This is a genomic window from Streptomyces sp. CA-146814, from assembly GCF_050942385.1.
In the GTDB taxonomy this organism is placed as follows: Bacteria; Actinomycetota; Actinomycetes; order Streptomycetales; family Streptomycetaceae; genus Streptomyces.
In genome coordinates this window covers 1774190-1789903 of record NZ_CP192068.1, presented here as the reverse complement: position 1 = coordinate 1789903, position 15714 = coordinate 1774190, and the positions used below count along the sequence as shown (strand labels likewise).

The 15714-nt window shown below is 70.0% G+C and carries 15 protein-coding genes; 4 read left to right on the top strand and 11 right to left on the bottom strand.

The window, feature by feature from the left end; translation table 11 throughout:
* Positions 1–172 precede the first annotated feature (172 nt).
* Together ACQP09_RS07945 and ACQP09_RS07940 are read left to right on the top strand one after the other, a co-directional pair.
* A complete protein-coding gene (locus tag ACQP09_RS07945) occupies positions 173–1198 on the top strand; it encodes an endonuclease/exonuclease/phosphatase family protein (RefSeq protein WP_433397079.1) in 1026 nt (341 codons plus the stop codon).
* Between the two features lie 359 nt (positions 1199–1557).
* Positions 1558–2793 (top strand): MFS transporter, encoded by a 1236-nt coding sequence (locus tag ACQP09_RS07940; protein WP_433397078.1) that lies wholly within the window; start codon positions 1558–1560, stop codon positions 2791–2793.
* A 200-nt stretch (positions 2794–2993) separates the two neighbouring features.
* Here ACQP09_RS07940 and ACQP09_RS07935 read toward each other — a convergent pair whose 3' ends face one another.
* The 6 genes from ACQP09_RS07935 to ACQP09_RS07910 form a co-directional block, all read right to left on the bottom strand.
* Complete coding sequence (locus tag ACQP09_RS07935; RefSeq protein ID WP_433397076.1) at positions 2994–4748, bottom strand: NAD+ synthase; 1755 nt, start codon at positions 4746–4748, stop codon at positions 2994–2996.
* 80 nt (positions 4749–4828) lie between these two features.
* Positions 4829–6406, bottom strand: a complete 1578-nt coding sequence (locus tag ACQP09_RS07930) for a multicopper oxidase family protein (RefSeq protein ID WP_433397074.1) — start codon at positions 6404–6406, stop codon at positions 4829–4831.
* A gap of 61 nt (positions 6407–6467) precedes the next feature.
* Positions 6468–6887, bottom strand: a complete 420-nt coding sequence (locus tag ACQP09_RS07925) for a hypothetical protein (protein WP_433397072.1) — start codon at positions 6885–6887, stop codon at positions 6468–6470.
* 89 nt (positions 6888–6976) lie between these two features.
* Positions 6977–7402, bottom strand: a complete 426-nt coding sequence (locus tag ACQP09_RS07920; protein WP_433397070.1) for a CBS domain-containing protein — start codon at positions 7400–7402, stop codon at positions 6977–6979.
* Positions 7403–7598: 196 nt separating this feature from the next.
* A complete protein-coding gene (locus tag ACQP09_RS07915) occupies positions 7599–8285 on the bottom strand; it encodes a DUF305 domain-containing protein (RefSeq protein ID WP_433397068.1) in 687 nt (228 codons plus the stop codon).
* Entirely contained in the window at positions 8285–8989 is a 705-nt protein-coding gene (locus tag ACQP09_RS07910) for a DUF3105 domain-containing protein (protein WP_433397066.1), read from the bottom strand. The genes ACQP09_RS07915 and ACQP09_RS07910 overlap by 1 nt, the downstream gene beginning before the upstream one ends.
* Before the next feature lie 242 nt (positions 8990–9231).
* On the opposite strand from ACQP09_RS07910, the gene glnA reads away from it, so the two are divergent.
* A complete protein-coding gene (glnA, locus tag ACQP09_RS07905; protein ID WP_003969536.1) occupies positions 9232–10593 on the top strand; it encodes a type I glutamate--ammonia ligase in 1362 nt (453 codons plus the stop codon).
* Between the two features lie 78 nt (positions 10594–10671).
* On the opposite strand, the gene ACQP09_RS07900 is transcribed toward glnA, so the two are convergent.
* From ACQP09_RS07900 to ACQP09_RS07885, 4 genes are all read right to left on the bottom strand, one after another.
* Positions 10672–11562 (bottom strand): GNAT family N-acetyltransferase, encoded by an 891-nt coding sequence (locus ACQP09_RS07900; protein ID WP_433397064.1) that lies wholly within the window; start codon positions 11560–11562, stop codon positions 10672–10674.
* Positions 11563–11650: 88 nt separating this feature from the next.
* Positions 11651–11815 (bottom strand): hypothetical protein, encoded by a 165-nt coding sequence (locus tag ACQP09_RS07895; protein WP_433397062.1) that lies wholly within the window; start codon positions 11813–11815, stop codon positions 11651–11653.
* On the bottom strand, positions 11812–12933 hold the full coding sequence (locus ACQP09_RS07890; protein ID WP_433397060.1) for a radical SAM protein: 1122 nt from the start codon (positions 12931–12933) through the stop codon (positions 11812–11814). Before ACQP09_RS07890 ends, ACQP09_RS07895 begins: the two co-directional genes overlap by 4 nt.
* Before the next feature lie 193 nt (positions 12934–13126).
* Positions 13127–13432 (bottom strand): hypothetical protein, encoded by a 306-nt coding sequence (locus ACQP09_RS07885; RefSeq protein ID WP_433397058.1) that lies wholly within the window; start codon positions 13430–13432, stop codon positions 13127–13129.
* Positions 13433–13778: 346 nt separating this feature from the next.
* Between ACQP09_RS07885 and ACQP09_RS07880 the strand changes: the two genes are divergently transcribed.
* Positions 13779–15125 carry a hypothetical protein gene (locus ACQP09_RS07880; RefSeq protein WP_433397056.1) on the top strand — a complete coding sequence of 449 codons (1347 nt, stop codon included), beginning with the start codon at positions 13779–13781 and terminating at the stop codon, positions 15123–15125.
* Here ACQP09_RS07880 and ACQP09_RS07875 read toward each other — a convergent pair.
* Positions 15103–15636, bottom strand: coding sequence for an NUDIX hydrolase (locus tag ACQP09_RS07875; protein WP_433397054.1), 534 nt, complete (start codon positions 15634–15636; stop codon positions 15103–15105). The two genes, ACQP09_RS07880 and ACQP09_RS07875, sit on opposite strands and share 23 nt — an antisense overlap.
* Positions 15637–15714: the final 78 nt, after the last annotated feature.

Below are 15714 nucleotides of genomic sequence, written 5' to 3'. Positions count from 1 at the left end.
CCGTGCCGTTCGGCTCGTCCTGATGACGGAGAGCCGCCGTCGACAGGGAAGTCGACCGGGAAGTCGACCGAGCGAACTCGGCAGAGAGACGTCGACGGCGGGAAAGACGCCACCCATCACCTAGGGTCGAGGGGCGCGGCGATGTGTACGGCAAGGCAGTGAGGACGACGCGATGGTGCAGGCGTACGGGGCGGACACGGGCAACGGCAGCGCGGAGCGGCCGCACCCCGAAGAATCCCGCTTCCGGGGCCTGCTGAACAGAGCGGGCCGGGACCGGGGGATCTGGCGGCGCGGGATCCTGCTGGCCCTCTGCTCGGTGGTGCTGACCCTCGTCATGGCCGTCCACGCGCAGATCCCGAACCGGGTCGGCAACCTCGGCAGCCTCGTCGAGACGTTCCTGCCGTGGATCGCGCTCTTCATCCCGCTCCTACTGCTCCTGGCCCTGCTGCGGCGCTCCGCCACCGCGCTGATCGCGCTGCTGCTCCCGGCCGTCGTCTGGGTCAACACCTTCGGCGGCCTGATCACCGACAAGTCCGGCACCGGCGGCGACCTCACCGTCGCCACCCACAACGTGAACGCCGACAACCCCGACCCCACCGGCACCGCCCAGCAGGTCGCGGGCTCCGGCGCCGACGTCGTGGCCCTCCAGGAACTGCCGGGCGGGCAGGTCTCCACGTACGAGAAGTCGCTGGCCGCCCGCTACCCGTACCACTCGGTCCAGGGCACGGTCGGGCTGTGGAGCAAGTACCCGCTCAGCAACACCAGGCCGGTCGACATCAAGATGGGCTGGACCCGGGCCATGCGCTCCACGGTCAAGGCACCGCAGGGCGAGGTCGCGGTGTACGTGGCCCACCTGCCGTCGGTCCGGGTGAAGCTGCACGCGGGCTTCACCGCCAACCAGCGCGACAACAGCGCCGACGCGCTCGGCGAGGCCATCGCCGACGAACCGGTCGAGCGCGTCGTCCTCCTCGGCGACCTCAACGGCACGATGAACGACCGTTCGCTGAACGCGGTCACCTCCCAGATGCGCTCCACGCAGGGCGCGGCGGGCGACGGCTTCGGCTTCAGCTGGCCCGCGTCGTTCCCGATGGCCCGGATCGACCAGATCATGGTCAAGGGCGTCGAGCCGAAGTCCTCGTGGACGCTCGCGGCCACGGACAGCGACCACCTGCCGATAGCGGCACGCGTGCAGCTGTGAAAACGATCGGGCAACCGCCCGTTCACCCTAGGGGGTGTCTTACCGACCAGGCCGGGCTTGCGGGGCTTGGTGCCGCACCTCGCGGCGTTGTCGTCACTCGCCGACTTCCCCAAGCTCTCGGCTTCGCTCGAGCAGGGGAGACCCCATCGCGTCGACTCCCTCCTCCGCCTTGCGATGCACGGCACCAAGCCCCGCTCCCTGATCCGGCCTGATCGGCAAGACACCCCCTAGCGGCATAAATCGTCTGCGACAATTTGTTCCAGTCGCATACATAAGCAGAGACTGAGCCGTCGCCCCGGTGCGGATACCGGGCGACGGTTCTTCGTTCTGCCCCCGCCCCGAGATTGTGAAGATTCACCATGCCCCTGGCCCTGCTCGCCCTGGCCGTGAGCGCCTTCGGCATCGGCACGACCGAGTTCGTCATGATGGGCCTGCTGCCCAACGTGGCGGACGACCTGGACACGTCCGTGCCGACCGCCGGCTACCTTGTATCGGCGTACGCGATCGGCGTCGTCCTCGGCGCACCCCTGCTCACCGGCCTCGGCTCCCGCGTCCCGCGCAAGAAGATGCTGCTGCTCCTGATGGCGCTGTTCACCGTGGGCAACCTCGCCTCGGCGCTCGCGCCCGACTTCGGCTGGCTGCTCGCGGGCCGGTTCCTCGCCGGACTTCCGCACGGTGCGTTCTTCGGCGTCGGCGCGGTCGTCGCCGCCCGGCTGGTCGCCGAGGGCCGACAGGCGCGGGCGGTGGCGACGATGTTCCTCGGCCTGACGGTCGCCAACATCGTCGGCGTACCCGCCGCGACCCTGCTGGGCCAGCACCTCGGCTGGCGCGCCACCTTCCTGGTGGTCGCGGCGATCGGCCTGGCGGCGATGGCGGCCCTGGCCCGCCTGGTGCCGCGCATCCCGGTCGAGGCCCACCAGGACGTACGCCGCGAACTCCGCGCCCTCGGCAACCGCCAGGTGCTTCTCGGCCTGCTCACGGCGGTCTTCGGTTTCGCCGGGGTCTTCGCGGTGTATTCGTACCTCTCGGCCATGACCACCGAGGCGATGGGCTTCGGCGAGTCCTCGGTCACCGTCGTCCTGGCCCTCTTCGGCATCGGCATGACCCTGGGTGCCTTGGCCGCGGGCCCGCTCACGGACCGAGCGCTGCGCCCGACCCTGTACGGCTCGCTCGGCGCGCTCGCGGTGGTCCTGGTGACGTTCCCGTTCACGGTCCACGTGCAGTGGGCGGCGCTGGTGATGGTGGTGCTGCTGGGCGCGGTCGGCTTCATGACGACGACGCCGCTCCAGATGCTGGTCATGAACAAGGCGAAGGACGCCCCGACCCTGGCCTCCGCCTCCAACCACTCGGCCTTCAACCTGGCCAACGCGGGCGGTGCCTGGCTCGGCGGCGTGGCGATAGCGGCGGGCTGGGGCTGGACGTCCCCGGCGTTCGTGGGCGCGGTACTGGCGGTGGCGGGCCTGGCGATCGCGGCGACGGCGGGGTTCTTGGACCGGGGCGATGGGGGAGGCTCCCGGGTGGTGGCGGCCAACCAAGCCCGCCCGGCACCCCTTCCAGGCCGGTCCGGCACCCCTTCCAGCCCGTCCGGCGTTTGAGGACGGAACCGTCGGGCCGGACGGGCCAGGCACTCGCGATCGTGCCCGCACATCCAGCCCGTCCGGCGCTTGAGGACGGAACCGAAACGCCGGACGGGCCCGAGGCCACATCGCCCCCGGGCCCGCCCGGCAAACCCAGCCCGTCCGGCGCTTGAGGACAAAGGCGGCCGCCGGACGCCCCCGGCAACCACCCCACCCCGCTAAGCCGACTCGCGCCACCGATTGGTGATCGGCAACCGCCGGTCCTTCCCGAACCCCTTCGGCGAGATCTTCGTCCCCGGCGGATACTGCCGCCGCTTGTACTCCGCGGTATCCACCATCCGCAATGTCTTCGCCACCAGCTCCGCATCGAACCCGGCCGCCACGATGGCATCCATCCCCTGATCCCGGTCCACGTACAGCTCCAGGATTCCGTCCAGCACGTCGTAGTCCGGCAGCGAGTCCGTGTCGACCTGCCCCGGCCGCAGCTCCGCGCTCGGCGGCTTGGTGATCGAGGCCTCGGGGATCGGCGGCGTCTGCCCCCGCTCCTCCGCCGCCCGGTTGCGCCACTTCGCCAGCCGGAACACCGACGACTTGTAGACGTCCTTGATCGGCCCGTACGCGCCCACCGCGTCCCCGTACAGCGTGGAGTAACCGACCGCCAGCTCCGACTTGTTGCCGGGCGCCAGCACGATCTGCCCCTCCTGGTTGGAGATGCCCATCAGCGTCGTACCGCGCAGCCGCGCCTGGAGGTTCTCCTCCGCGAGACCGGTGAGCCCCAGGGACTCCATGTACGCGTCGAACATCGGCGCGATCGACACCGTACGGAAGTTGAGCCCGGTCCGCCGCGCCAGCTCGGCCGCGTCGCCCTTGGAGTGGTCCGAGGAGTACTTGGACGGCATGGACACGCCGTACACGTTCTCCGCCCCGAGCGCATCGCACGCGATGGCCGCGCAGAGCGCCGAGTCGATCCCGCCGGAGAGCCCGAGCAGCACACTGCTGAAACCGTTCTTCGCAGCGTACGCACGGAGCCCGACGACCAACGCGGAGTAGATCTCCTCGTCGTCCTCCAGCCGCTCCGCGTACCCGCCCGCCAGCTCCGGCTCGTACGCGTCCACCGGCCGGTCCGACAGCACCACATGGTCGATCCGCAGCCCGTCGTCCACCACACCGGACGGCGCCACGGCCTCGGCCGCCGGCAGCTCCAGATCGAGGATCACGCTGCCCTCGGAGAACTGCGGGGCACGGGCGATGACCTCGCCCTCCTTGTCGACGACGATCGAGTCCCCGTCGAAGACCAGCTCGTCCTGCCCGCCGATCATCGCGAGGTACGCGGTCGTGCAGCCGGCCTCCTGAGCCCGCTTGCGGACCAGGTCGAGCCGGGTGTCGTCCTTGTCCCGCTCGTACGGCGAGGCGTTGATCGACAGCAGCAGCCCGGCGCCGGCGGACCGGGCGGCCGGCACGCGCCCGCCGTCCTGCCACAGGTCCTCGCAGATCGCGAGGGCCACGTCGATGCCGTGGACCCGCACGACGGGCATCGAGTCGCCCGGCACGAAGTACCGGAACTCGTCGAAGACGCCGTAGTTCGGCAGGTGGTGCTTGGCGAAGTTGAGCGCGATCCCGCCGCGGTGCAGCACGGCCGCCGCGTTACGGGGGGACCCGGCGGGCTGCCCGTACCGCGCGGCGGCGTGCTCGGAGCGGTCCAGGTAGCCGACGACGACCGGCAGCTCGCCGAAGCCCTCCGCGTCGAGCCGGACGGCCAGCGCGCGCAGCGCCTGCCGTGAGGCTTCGACGAAGGACGACCGCAGGGCCAGGTCCTCGACGGGATATCCGGTCAGCACCATCTCGGGGAACGCCACGAGGTGGGCGCCCTGCTCGGCGGCGTGCCGGGTCCAGTGGACGATCGCCTCGGAGTTGCCGGCGAGGTCGCCGACGGTCGAGTCGATCTGATTCAGTGCGAGGCGTAGTTGAGGCACGTCCGCCAGTGTAATCGTCTTTCTGACGCGATGTCCCGGTGGGCCGGGCAAAATCTGCCCGGCCCACCAGGAACCGCAGGTCAGCCCCGGTACCCGAGGACCGTCATCATCCCGGCCTCCGCGTGGTACACGTTGTGGCAGTGGACCATCCACAGCCCCGGATTGTCGGCGTCGAACTCCACCGTCAGCGACCGGTGCGGCAGCACGATCGCGGTGTCCTTACGGGCCCCGGCGGCGTTCCCGCCGAGCGCGAAGGTGTGCCCGTGCAGATGCAGCGGGTGCCACATGGCGGTCCCGTTGTCGAAGACGACCCGCACCCGCTCGCCCGCCTCCACCGGCCGCCGCTGCTTCGCGTCGTACGGCTGCCCGTCGAAGGCCCAGTCGTAATCGGCCATCCCACCGGTGAGCCGCATCCGGATGGTCCGGTCCGGCGCACGGCGGGCCAGAGCCGCCGACGGATCCGGCACCAGCCGCCCCGCCTCGACGAGCTTCCCGTCCAGCTCCTCGGGCCGTACGGAGGCGCCGGGTGCGGCCCCGCCCCCGGTCCGGAGCACGGCGAGCGCGGCCGCCTTCTTCCCCTCGGCCACCGCGACGAGCGGGAAGACCCCGTCCTCGGCGGTGACGAGCACGTCGTACCGCTCGCCCATCCCGAGCAGCAGCGCGTCCCCTTCGGCGTGCCGGACCGGGAACCCGTCGGTGTGCGTCACGGTCAGCCGGTGCCCGCCGAGCGCGAGGCGGAAGGCGGTGTCGCCACCGGCGTTGATGATCCGCAGCCGGATCCGGTCTCCGGCCCGCGCCCGGAAGGTCTCCGGATCGTCCGCGACCCGCCCGTTGACCAGGTAGTACGGATAAGCGACATCACCGGCATCGCCACCGAGCACCTCACTACGGGCGCCCATCATCATCCGCGAGGGCCCATCACCGTCCGGATCGTTCTCCTCGGCCCCCGACATGGTGTGCGCCCCATGATCCATCCCGTCACCCATCCCCCCGGAGAGTTCCTCCAGCACGGCATCGGGCGTCGACCCGTCCACCCCGTCGACCCAGTCATCGAGGACGACGACCCACTCCCTGTCGTACGAGAGCGGCTCCTTCGGGTCCTCCACGATGAGCGGCGCGTACAGCCCCCGGTCCTGCTGGACGCCGGAGTGCGGGTGGAACCAGTACGTCCCCGGGTGCGGCACGGCGAACCGGTACCGGAAGTCGGCGCCCGGCGCGATGGCCCGCTGCGTGAGCCCGGGGACGCCGTCCATGTCGTTGCGCAGGGCGAGCCCGTGCCAGTGCATCGAGGTGGGCTGGGGAAGGTGGTTGGCGAGGGTCAGATCGAGGGTTTCCCCGGCGGTCACCCGCACCTCACGGCCGGGCAGCCGGTCCCCGTACGCCCAGGAGGCGACGGTGGTGGAGCCGCCGAGATCGAGCCGGGTACGGGTGGCGGTGAGGGAGACCTCGCGTACGGGACCGGAGCCGCGCGCCGCCTCGGCCGCCGCGACCTTCTTGCCGCCGGGGGAGACGTACGTACCGGAGTCCTGGACGCCGCCGGGAGCGTGGGCCCCGCCGTGGCCGCTGCCGCCGTCGGAGCAGGCGGCGAGGGCTCCCGAACCGGCGACGGCGAGAGCTGCGCCGAGCACGGCGCGTCGGGTGGGTCGGTGCATGGGCATGCTGAAGACACCTCTGGAGTGCTGTGGTTCGGGCGAAGGGGCGGAGGTGAGACGCCCACTCCTAAATACGCAGCACCGAGACGCTGGCCAGCACCGATATCCGAGGAGGCGGATTCGCCCGCAGCACCCGCAGGAGCCCCGCACCCACCGGCGTACCGGGACTCCGTCCGTCCACGCGCAGCCCGAGCAGCCAGGCACCGACGAGGGCGAGGCCCCAGACACCGAGGACGGCGAGGCAGACGGAGAGCGGATCCATGCCGCTCATGGGGGTGTCGTCGGGGGAGTGGTGCGAGGGATGAGCGGCGTCGGAGGCGGCATCCGCGGCGGCCACAGGAGCCGCGGATACCGAAGGCGAGGAGGCGTGCTCAGCCGGATGCCCGACCGTATGCATGGTGACGATGCCGAGGAGCAGCGCGGCGAGCAGCAGGAGCTGCCCGTACACCGCGCTCCCGCTCCGGGCCCCGCCGACCATGCTCGCCATGGCGCCACCCTACCCCCGGTGGGTATACGGGCGGACGGCGGCCCGGCACCTCCGAGGGTGCCGGGCCGCTGCCGGAAGGGCGGGAGCGCTCAGCTGCGCGAGTACACCTTCTCGGCCCAGGCCGCGATCTGCTCCTCGGTGAGGTGCTGGGCGAGGTCGGCCTCACTGATCATGCCGACGAGCTTCTTGTTCTCGACGACGGGGAGCCGGCGGATGCGGTGGTTCTGCATCTCCGCCAGGACCGCGTTCACGTCCGCCTCCGCGTCGATCCAGCGCGGCGTGCCCTGGGCGAGGTCGCCGGCGGTCACCTTCGACGGGTCGTGGCCCTTGGCCACACAGCCGACGACGATGTCGCGGTCGGTGATGATGCCGACCATCCGGTCCGAGTCACCGTTGGCGGAGACGGGCAGCGCGCCCACGTTGTGCTCCCGCATCAGCTGCGCGGCACGGTCGAGCGTCTCGTGCGCGGGGATCCAGCGGGCCCCGCTGTGCATGATGTCTTTGGCGGTCGTCATGGGGGATTTCCTCCTGCGTGCCGATGGCACTGCCGTTCGGCCCCGAGCGCAACCCATCGTCATCGGCCCACCGGGCGGGCGCGACCGCAACCACCCGTTCGGGTGCGGTGGTACGGGGCTCCGCTTACGTACGGGCTCCGTTTTACGTACGGGCTTCCCTTCACGTACGGGCTTCCGCTTACGTACGGGCTTCCGCTCACGTACGGGGCTTCGCCCCACGGTCGGCGAGCAGGTCGCGCATGAGCCGCAGTTCGGACTGCTGGCCCTCCACCATGCCGGCGGCGAGCCGCTTCTCCGCCGGAACGGCACACAGGGACACGCACGCTTCGGCCATGGGCACGCCGCCCTGGTGGTGATCGGTCATCAACTGGAGGTGGAAGACCTCGGCCTCCTCACCACGGAGCCTCCCGAGGCGTTCGAGCTCCTCCTCGGAGGCCATCCCCGGCATGGCAGCGGCACTGCCCGCCCCATGACCACCATGGCCCCCCTCCTTCTCCATCCACACCATGGGCCCGGCTCCGTCCGGGGCGACCTTGGGCAGCTGCCACAGATCGAGCCAGCCCAGGAGCATGCCGCGCTGGTTGGCCTGGGTGTTGGCGATGTCGTAGGCGAGCCGGCGTACGTCCTCGTCGTCCGTACGGTCGCGCACGATGAAGGACATCTCCACGGCCTGCTGGTGGTGGACGGCCATGTCCCGGGCGAACCCGGCATCGGCGGAATCGACGCCGGGCACACGCGGCTCGTCGTCGCCACGGGCGAAGGCGAAGGCGAGGACCCCGGCAAGAAGCAGAGCAAGAACCGCAACCCCAGCGGCCACCACCCACCGCACAAGACGCGTCCGGCCCCGCTCCTCGCTGTCGGCCTCCCGGACGGCTACGGGCATCACGACTGCCCCGCGGCCGGCCCCTCGGCCAGCCCGCCGGTGCAAGGGGCGCCGGGCTCGGGGGTCTGCGGCCCCTGGACGTACTGCGCGAGGAACTGGCCGACGCGCCGGTCGTCGGCGCTGTCGACCGTGACCTGCTTGCCCCAGGCGGTGAGGGTGATGGCGCCTTCCTGACCGGCGTACGGACTCATGAGGGTGAAGGGGGTGCTCCGGACGCGCTCGGCCAGCTTGGTGACGTCGGCGTCGGAGGCCTGGCTGTTGTAGGTGACCCAGACCGCGCCGTGCTCCAGGGAGTGCACCGCGTTGACGTCCGGGACGGCCTTTTCGTATACGTCGCCGTCGCAGTTGAGCCAGGACGCGTTGTGGTCGCCGCCGACGGGAGGCGTCATCGGGTAGTCCACGTCCCCGGGGGCGTGGTTGCGCCCGAGCGAGGCGGAGTCCCAGGACCTGAGCCCCGCGATGGCCCCACCGGTATCGCCGCTGTCTCCGCCGGACGGCTTGTCGTCCTGGGCAGGGGAGTGGCCGGCCCACTTCTCCGCGGCCTCGGACGTGTCCAGCACCAGGTACGTACCGAACACGGTCAGACCGGCCACGACGGCCGCGCTCAGCCCTATGGCGATGGCCCGGTTACGGGTGGAGCGGGCACCACCGGAGGGCTGCTGGGGCGGGGTGGCGTACAGGGGACCGCTGGGGCCGAAACTCATGGCGACGAGTCCTTCTGCGAAGGGGCGGGAGGGGGGACGGCCGGTCCGACGACCGATGGGCGCGGGCGGGCGGGGAAGCCGCCACGGCTCTCGCGCGCCACGGTCGCCGATCGTAGTGGGTGGCCGAGTGCTCTCTCTCACACCGTGTGCGTAATCTGGGGGAAATCCCGGGTCGCGATACTGAAGTGTCCCCCTACCCCGGGCGGTGGTGCACGGACCGTCTGAACTGCAAGGATGTGGCAATGGACAAGCAGCAGGAATTCGTCCTCAGGACCCTTGAGGAGCGCGACATCCGCTTCGTGCGGCTGTGGTTCACCGACGTCCTCGGGTTCCTCAAGTCCGTCGCCGTGGCCCCGGCCGAGCTGGAGCAGGCCTTCGACGAGGGCATCGGCTTCGACGGCTCGGCGATCGAGGGCTTCGCCCGGGTGTACGAATCGGACATGATCGCCAAGCCGGACCCGGGCACCTTCCAGATCCTGCCGTGGCGCGCGGAGGCTCCGGGCACCGCGCGGATGTTCTGCGACATCCTGATGCCGGACGGCTCGCCGTCCTTCGCGGACCCGCGCTACGTCCTGAAGCGCATCCTCGCCAAGACGTCCGACCTCGGCTTCACCTTCTACACGCACCCCGAGATCGAGTTCTTCCTCCTGAAGAACAAGCCGGTCGACGGCACGCGCCCGACCCCGGCGGACAGCTCGGGCTACTTCGACCACACGCCGCAGAACGTGGGCATGGACTTCCGCCGCCAGGCGATCACGATGCTGGAATCGATGGGCATCTCGGTGGAGTTCAGCCACCACGAGGGCGCCCCGGGTCAGCAGGAGATCGACCTCCGCTACGCGGACGCGCTGTCGACGGCGGACAACATCATGACGTTCCGTCTGGTGATGAAGCAGGTGGCGCTGGAACAGGGCGTACAGGCGACGTTCATGCCGAAGCCGTTCTCGGAGTACCCGGGTTCGGGCATGCACACCCACCTCTCGCTCTTCGAGGGCGACCGCAACGCGTTCTACGAGTCGGGCGCGGAGTACCAGCTCTCCAAGGTGGGCCGCTCCTTCATCGCGGGCCTGCTGACGCACGCGGCGGAGATCTCGGCCGTCACCAACCAGTGGGTCAACTCCTACAAGCGCATCTGGGGCGGCTCGTCCCGCGCCGCCGGAGCGGGCGGCGAGGCCCCCTCGTACATCTGCTGGGGCCACAACAACCGCTCCGCACTGATCCGCGTCCCGATGTACAAGCCCGGCAAGACCGGCTCGGCCCGCGTCGAGGTCCGCTCCATCGACTCCGGCGCCAACCCGTACCTGACCTACGCGGTCCTCCTCGCCGCCGGCCTCAAGGGCATCGAGGAAGGCTACGAACTCCCGGCCGGCGCCGACGACGACGTCTGGGCCCTCTCCGACGCGGAACGCCGCGCGATGGGCATCGAACCGCTCCCGCAGAACCTGGGCGAGGCGATCTCGCTGATGGAGAAGAGCGAACTGGTCGCCGAAACGCTGGGCGAGCACGTCTTCGACTTCTTCCTGCGCAACAAGAAGCAGGAGTGGGAGGAGTACCGCAGCGAGGTCACGGCCTTCGAGCTGAAGAACTTGCTGCCGGTGCTGTAGGGCATACGCACGTACGTGACTGTGGGCGGGCCCCCGGGTTGGACCGAAGCAACCCGCCCACTACGGCAATTGTGCTGGTCATCGCGTTCTCCATCCTTCAGAGGCTAGACGTGTCATGTGGCTGAATCCGAGGGAGGCCAGCCCCTCCGAGCGGCACAGCCGATCCGAAGGGCCGCCGACCTCGGTCTGGAGAAGTTGGTAAGCGGCGCCATGGGACTGCCCCCAGTGCATGGCCGCCCGCCACAGGACGCGTCCCAGGCTCTGGCCTCGGGCCTCGGGGAGGACAGCGAAGTACTGGGGCATGAGATGGGGGCGTCCGATCGCATCCCTGCGTACTTCCATGGGGCCGATCGCGCCGACGATGCGGTCTTGGATGGCTGTGGTGAGCACGGGGCCGCATCGGCCGGCCCGCATCTGGGTGTGGAGGAAGGCCAGGCCGTCGGCGGCCATCGTCTCCGCGAACGGGGCGAAGGTGTTCTGCACGGTGGCCGGCCAGGCGGTGATGGGGCGGACCGGGCCGTCCGGGGTGGGGCAGGGGCCGGTGGTGAAGTCCTTCAGCTGGATGCGAGTGCCGCGCGGGTGTGTGGTCTCGCGGCGGAGGGGACGTACGACCCGGGCGCCCGCCACGGCGTGCCTGGATGCGAGCTTGGCGGCCAGTTCGGCGGCCTTACCCACGACGCTGTCAGAGGACCCGTAGGCGAAAACTTTGACTACGCCGTGTCCACGCCGGGCCAGCGTGGGGATGAGGGTGTGCTCGGGTTGGTGGATTACGTCCTCGCGGAGGACCTTCTCGTCCTTCTCGCCGCCCCAGCGCCGGTCCTTGTCGTAGGGCAGGAAGTCTCCGGTGCCGGCCGCTCGCAGGGTGTCTTCGAAGATGTCGAGGGTCAGGGCGTCGGGGTGGACGGGGCCGAGGGTGGGCACGATCGGTGCGGTCAGTTGGGGCCGGAGCCAGTCCCAGCGGAAGAACATGAGCGGCACCCTAGTGGCGGGGCGGACCGGGCTCAGGCCCCGACGCGAGTACGCCGGGGCCTGAACGGAGTTGACCGGTTCGTGTCGGTCAGTGGGGGTTGTCGTCTCCGGCGTCGCAGGAGCATTCCGCGCTCTCCACGATGGCGTCGAGGTCCTGGACGGTGGTGATCGACGCGGTCGCGACGGGCGGGGCCGCGCGGCGGGCTGAGGGTGGCGGGCCGGGGAAAATGGTCACCGGTACGGGCGGGGTCATGAGGCGTTCTCCTTGTCTCCGTGCTGGCAGTAGCTGTGCAGCGGCGCTTTGGCCTCCTGGTAGTGCTTGGCCAGGGGGCGGCAGACCCGGCAGGTGCCGGACAGGGCGCAGCCCTCGCACCCTCCGGTGCGAAGCAAGAGGCGGTGGGCGATGGTGCCGAGCCGGGTGAGGCCGTCGATGCCTTCGGCCATGAGATCGATCTGGTCGTCGCGGCCGACCTTGCAGATCGAGACCTTGGCGTGGGGGTCGGCGTGGAAGAAGGTGTGTCCCGCGTTGCAGCCGGCGAACGGCTTGCGCTGCCGCAGGTGGGCGGCGGACTGGGCGAGGAGCGGTTCGCCGCCGCCGTAGATCGTGGGCGTCATGTTCGTGTACGCGTGGTTCTCGACGTTCCACTCGTCGGCGAGGGCGGCCATCTCGTCGGCCTCGGAGGCGTTGTCCTCGGTCACAACGACGTTGATGCGCAGAGGAAGACCCGCCTCGCGCGCGGCGTCCATCCCACGCCGGAACGCCTTCCACGCCCCGCGGCGCTGGGTGAGCGTGTCGAAGGACTCCTCGCTCGCCCCGTACATGCTGACGACCAGGCGGTAGGGCGGGCAGTCGCGAAAGAGGTTCAGGAGGTCCGGCCGCCAGAGCAGCGAGCCGTTGGTGGAGATGGTGAGCATCATCCCGGCCTGCCAGGCGTACCGGTAGGCGTCTGGGAAGTGGGGATCCATGGTGGGTTCGCCGCCAGTGATCTGGAGCCAGAGGACGCCGGCCTCGCGCATGATGTCCAGCAGTCGCATTTTGTCGTCCCAGCCGAGGCCGGAGAAGGGCCGCTCGCCGAGGTAGCAGTGCTTGCATCCGAAGTTGCAGCCGAGGTTGATCTCCCAGGAGGCCCGGCAGTAGCCGTACGGGGACGGCTCGCGCACCAGCACGGTGTCCTGCGCGGTCCGGCCGTCCAGGTCCAGGTCCCACACGTCGGCGGCGGTCTGCACCGCCCAGAGGGGAAGCGGCTCACCGTCGGCGACCTGGCGCAGGCCCTCGTAGTGGTCGGCGGGGATGCGGGCACCGGTCCGTGCTCCCGGCTTGAGGAGAAGGTGTCCGTCGAGGAACGGGGAGGCGATCAGCACGTGGGCCATCGGTGGCCCTCCTTCCGGATTGCGGAGTGGGACAGGGCGCGGGACTTCTGGTAGCCGTTGTGGCAGTGGATCTCGCCAAGGCCGTTGCAGGTGCCGCAGGTTGTGCCGGACGAGGTGGCGCCGCTGCCGCCACAGTCCCCGCACTGTTCGTTGCGAGGCGGGCGCGGGCGGCGGGGCTTGTGCGGGCTCGCGATCAGCCGGTGCACGAGACCTCCTCAAGGGCGTCTTCCCAGGTGTGTTGTTCGGCGTGGTCGGCGAACAGACAGCAGCTGTCACCGTCGGGTCCCGGAGCGGCTACCGGGCAGTCCGGCAGCAGGACGAGTTCCGTCTCGTCCGCCCCGTGCCAGCGAAGCCACAGCGCAGCCCCGTACGTGCAGTCATCGGTCAGGAGACCGAAGTGGTCGCTGTCGTCGTGCGTGGACAGTTGGCACTGCACCGCCCTGTCGACGTACGGGACGGCCGACTTCTCCAGCGCTTCCCGTGCCAGGTCGACGGGCATGCGGCGCCAGTGCGCGCACCGCATCACGACACCGTCCGGAGGGACGCGACGGCGTTCCGGGTTTGTTGTGAGCAGCGGGGGCAGACGCACGGCGGGTAGCGGCCCGGGTTCTCCGGTGCCACCGGGTCGTCGCCCACGCGTACCTTCGCGAGAGGCCTCCACGTCAGCCCGGAGTCGCGGGAGACCCGCAACGTCATCCGTACGTCATCCTGTTCGTTCGCCATGGTCAGGAGCATGGCGATCCACCGACCAGGCCAGAAAGGCCCAGCGGATTACCCAACTTGGGTAATATCACCCTCGGTTGACCACGAGCTGCAATCCGTAGTCCTCATGCCGGAGCGTGCCGATGTCCGAGCCATCCCGCTCGAAGGAACTCCCGGTCGGCCTGCTCACGGACCCAGTGATGATCGAGGCATGCCGGGCCAGAGACTTCGGCCGCATCTTCCGGCTGGTCAAGGCACGAGCGGGCATCTATCCATCGATGATCGCGCGCCGCTGCGACCTCACCCCGAGCCGCGTGGGCGAAGTGATCGCCGGGCGGCGGCAGTTGCTGCACATGGACGTGATCGAACGGATCTCGGACGGACTGCGCATCCCCGGGCACATGCTCGGCCTCGCCCGACGCTCCTGGGAGACACCGCCCAACTTGGAGGCCACGCCCCGCGAAACGGCCCAGTCACCGACCTCAGCCATCGAACCTCTTGCCGCCGGGCTCCCGGGGGCGGACGTCGACAGCATCCTCGCCCTGGCGGCCGAGCGGGATCTCAGTCCGTCGACGCTGGACGCGCTGCATTCGTCGATCGCGGACTACTGGCGCCGGGATGACGAACACGGCGGCGAGGCCTTACGGCCGGCCGTCGTCGGCCAGCTCCGCTACGTTGTCGATCTCCTCAAGGAACAGCGCCCTGCTCCACTGTGGGACGGCCTGCACGGCATCGCGGCCGAGCTTGCCCGGCTCACCGGATGGACCTACTTCGACGCCCGCCAGTACAACCAGGCACGCGCCTACTTCACCGAAGCCCTCGGACTGGCCAAGGCCATCGACGACCGCCAGTTCATGGCCAACGTCCTTGCCTGCATGAGCCTCCAAGCCACTTACCAGGACAAGCCCGGTGACGCCCTCGCCCTGGTTACGGCCGCCCAGGACCAGGCACGAGCAGCTGCCGGAACGACACCACGCGTACTCGCCATGCTCGCGATGCGCGAAGCCTTCGCCCACGCCACCCTCGGCAACCACAGCACGGCCCACACCGCGATCTCGGAAGCCCACACCCAGTTCGGCCGGATCAGCACCGGTGATCCGGACCCGGCCTGGGTCGCCTACTTCGACGAGCCGAAGCTGATCGTGGACACCGGCATCGCGCACGGCCGCCTGGGCGAAGCAGCCCTCGCCGAACCCCTGATCGCAGACGCTCTCCGCCGCGAGCAGGCGTCGAACCACCGAGGCCGCGCCTTCCACGCCTTCTGGCTCGCTCGCACCCAGCTCCAGCGCGGCAAACTCGATGAGGCATGCCACACAGCGATGAACGCCCTCGCCCCGGCAGCGGCCGTCAGCTCGCAACGAGTCGCCGGCCACCTCAGGGAGTTCTACGAGCAGTTGGAACCTTTCCGCCGGGAACCGGCCGCAGTAGCGTTCGAGGCCCGGCTCCGGGAAATGCTGCCCCGCCAGGTCAGCGGATCGCCTCGTCCATGAGGACGTAGAGCAGTCCGACAAGAGAACCGCTGCTGACGATCTCCCGACGGTCGATCATGTCCCGCACGTCGGCCAGCGGGATCCACTCGATCCGGTCCGACTCGTTCTTCTCTGTCGGAGGCCCCTCGTACGTTGCCCCGTCGGCCCGGAAGATGTGGTGCTGGGAGTCGGTGATGCCGTTGGCCGGCTCGGCGTAGATCAGCGGGTTGATCGGACCGGGGCGCCAGCCGGTCTCCTCCAGGACTTCACGGGCTGCCGCTTCTGCGGGCGTTTCACCTTCTTCGACCAATCCCATGGGGAGTTCCCACGCCCAGGCGTTGGTGATGAAGCGGTGTCGCCACATCATCAGGATCTCGCGACGCTCGTTGACGACGGCGGCCACGGCCAAGTGGCGGAGCTTGACGACGTGGTGTTCCCAGCGGTTCCCGTCCGGGGTCTCGACGTCGGTGAGCCACAGGTTCACCCAGCTGTTCTCATAGATCGGACGTTCCCCGTGGATCTTCCACTGCATCGCTGCGACCCCTCTCGATCGGGCTTCAGGATCGCAGAGATGCGAGCTCGGCAACTGCGCATCGGACAAGTTCGCGTC

Excerpts from the sequence above, each read along its gene's own strand:
- ACQP09_RS07940 (WP_433397078.1), top strand. The coding sequence starts at position 1,558 with ATGCCCCTGGCCCTGCTCGCCCTGGCCGTGAGCGCCTTCGGCATCGGC.
- ACQP09_RS07885 (WP_433397058.1), bottom strand. The coding sequence starts at position 13,432 with ATGCCCGTCGACCTGGCACGGGAAGCGCTGGAGAAGTCGGCCGTCCCG.
- ACQP09_RS07945 (WP_433397079.1), top strand. The coding sequence starts at position 173 with ATGGTGCAGGCGTACGGGGCGGACACGGGCAACGGCAGCGCGGAGCGG.
- ACQP09_RS07920 (WP_433397070.1), bottom strand. The coding sequence starts at position 7,402 with ATGACGACCGCCAAAGACATCATGCACAGCGGGGCCCGCTGGATCCCC.
- ACQP09_RS07880 (WP_433397056.1), top strand. The coding sequence starts at position 13,779 with ATGTCCGAGCCATCCCGCTCGAAGGAACTCCCGGTCGGCCTGCTCACG.
- glnA (WP_003969536.1), top strand. The coding sequence starts at position 9,232 with ATGGACAAGCAGCAGGAATTCGTCCTCAGGACCCTTGAGGAGCGCGAC.
- ACQP09_RS07900 (WP_433397064.1), bottom strand. The coding sequence starts at position 11,562 with ATGTTCTTCCGCTGGGACTGGCTCCGGCCCCAACTGACCGCACCGATC.
- ACQP09_RS07875 (WP_433397054.1), bottom strand. The coding sequence starts at position 15,636 with ATGCAGTGGAAGATCCACGGGGAACGTCCGATCTATGAGAACAGCTGG.
- ACQP09_RS07925 (WP_433397072.1), bottom strand. The coding sequence starts at position 6,887 with ATGGCGAGCATGGTCGGCGGGGCCCGGAGCGGGAGCGCGGTGTACGGG.
- ACQP09_RS07895 (WP_433397062.1), bottom strand. The coding sequence starts at position 11,815 with ATGACCCCGCCCGTACCGGTGACCATTTTCCCCGGCCCGCCACCCTCA.
- ACQP09_RS07930 (WP_433397074.1), bottom strand. The coding sequence starts at position 6,406 with ATGCCCATGCACCGACCCACCCGACGCGCCGTGCTCGGCGCAGCTCTC.
- ACQP09_RS07890 (WP_433397060.1), bottom strand. The coding sequence starts at position 12,933 with ATGGCCCACGTGCTGATCGCCTCCCCGTTCCTCGACGGACACCTTCTC.
- ACQP09_RS07910 (WP_433397066.1), bottom strand. The coding sequence starts at position 8,989 with ATGAGTTTCGGCCCCAGCGGTCCCCTGTACGCCACCCCGCCCCAGCAG.
- ACQP09_RS07915 (WP_433397068.1), bottom strand. The coding sequence starts at position 8,285 with ATGCCCGTAGCCGTCCGGGAGGCCGACAGCGAGGAGCGGGGCCGGACG.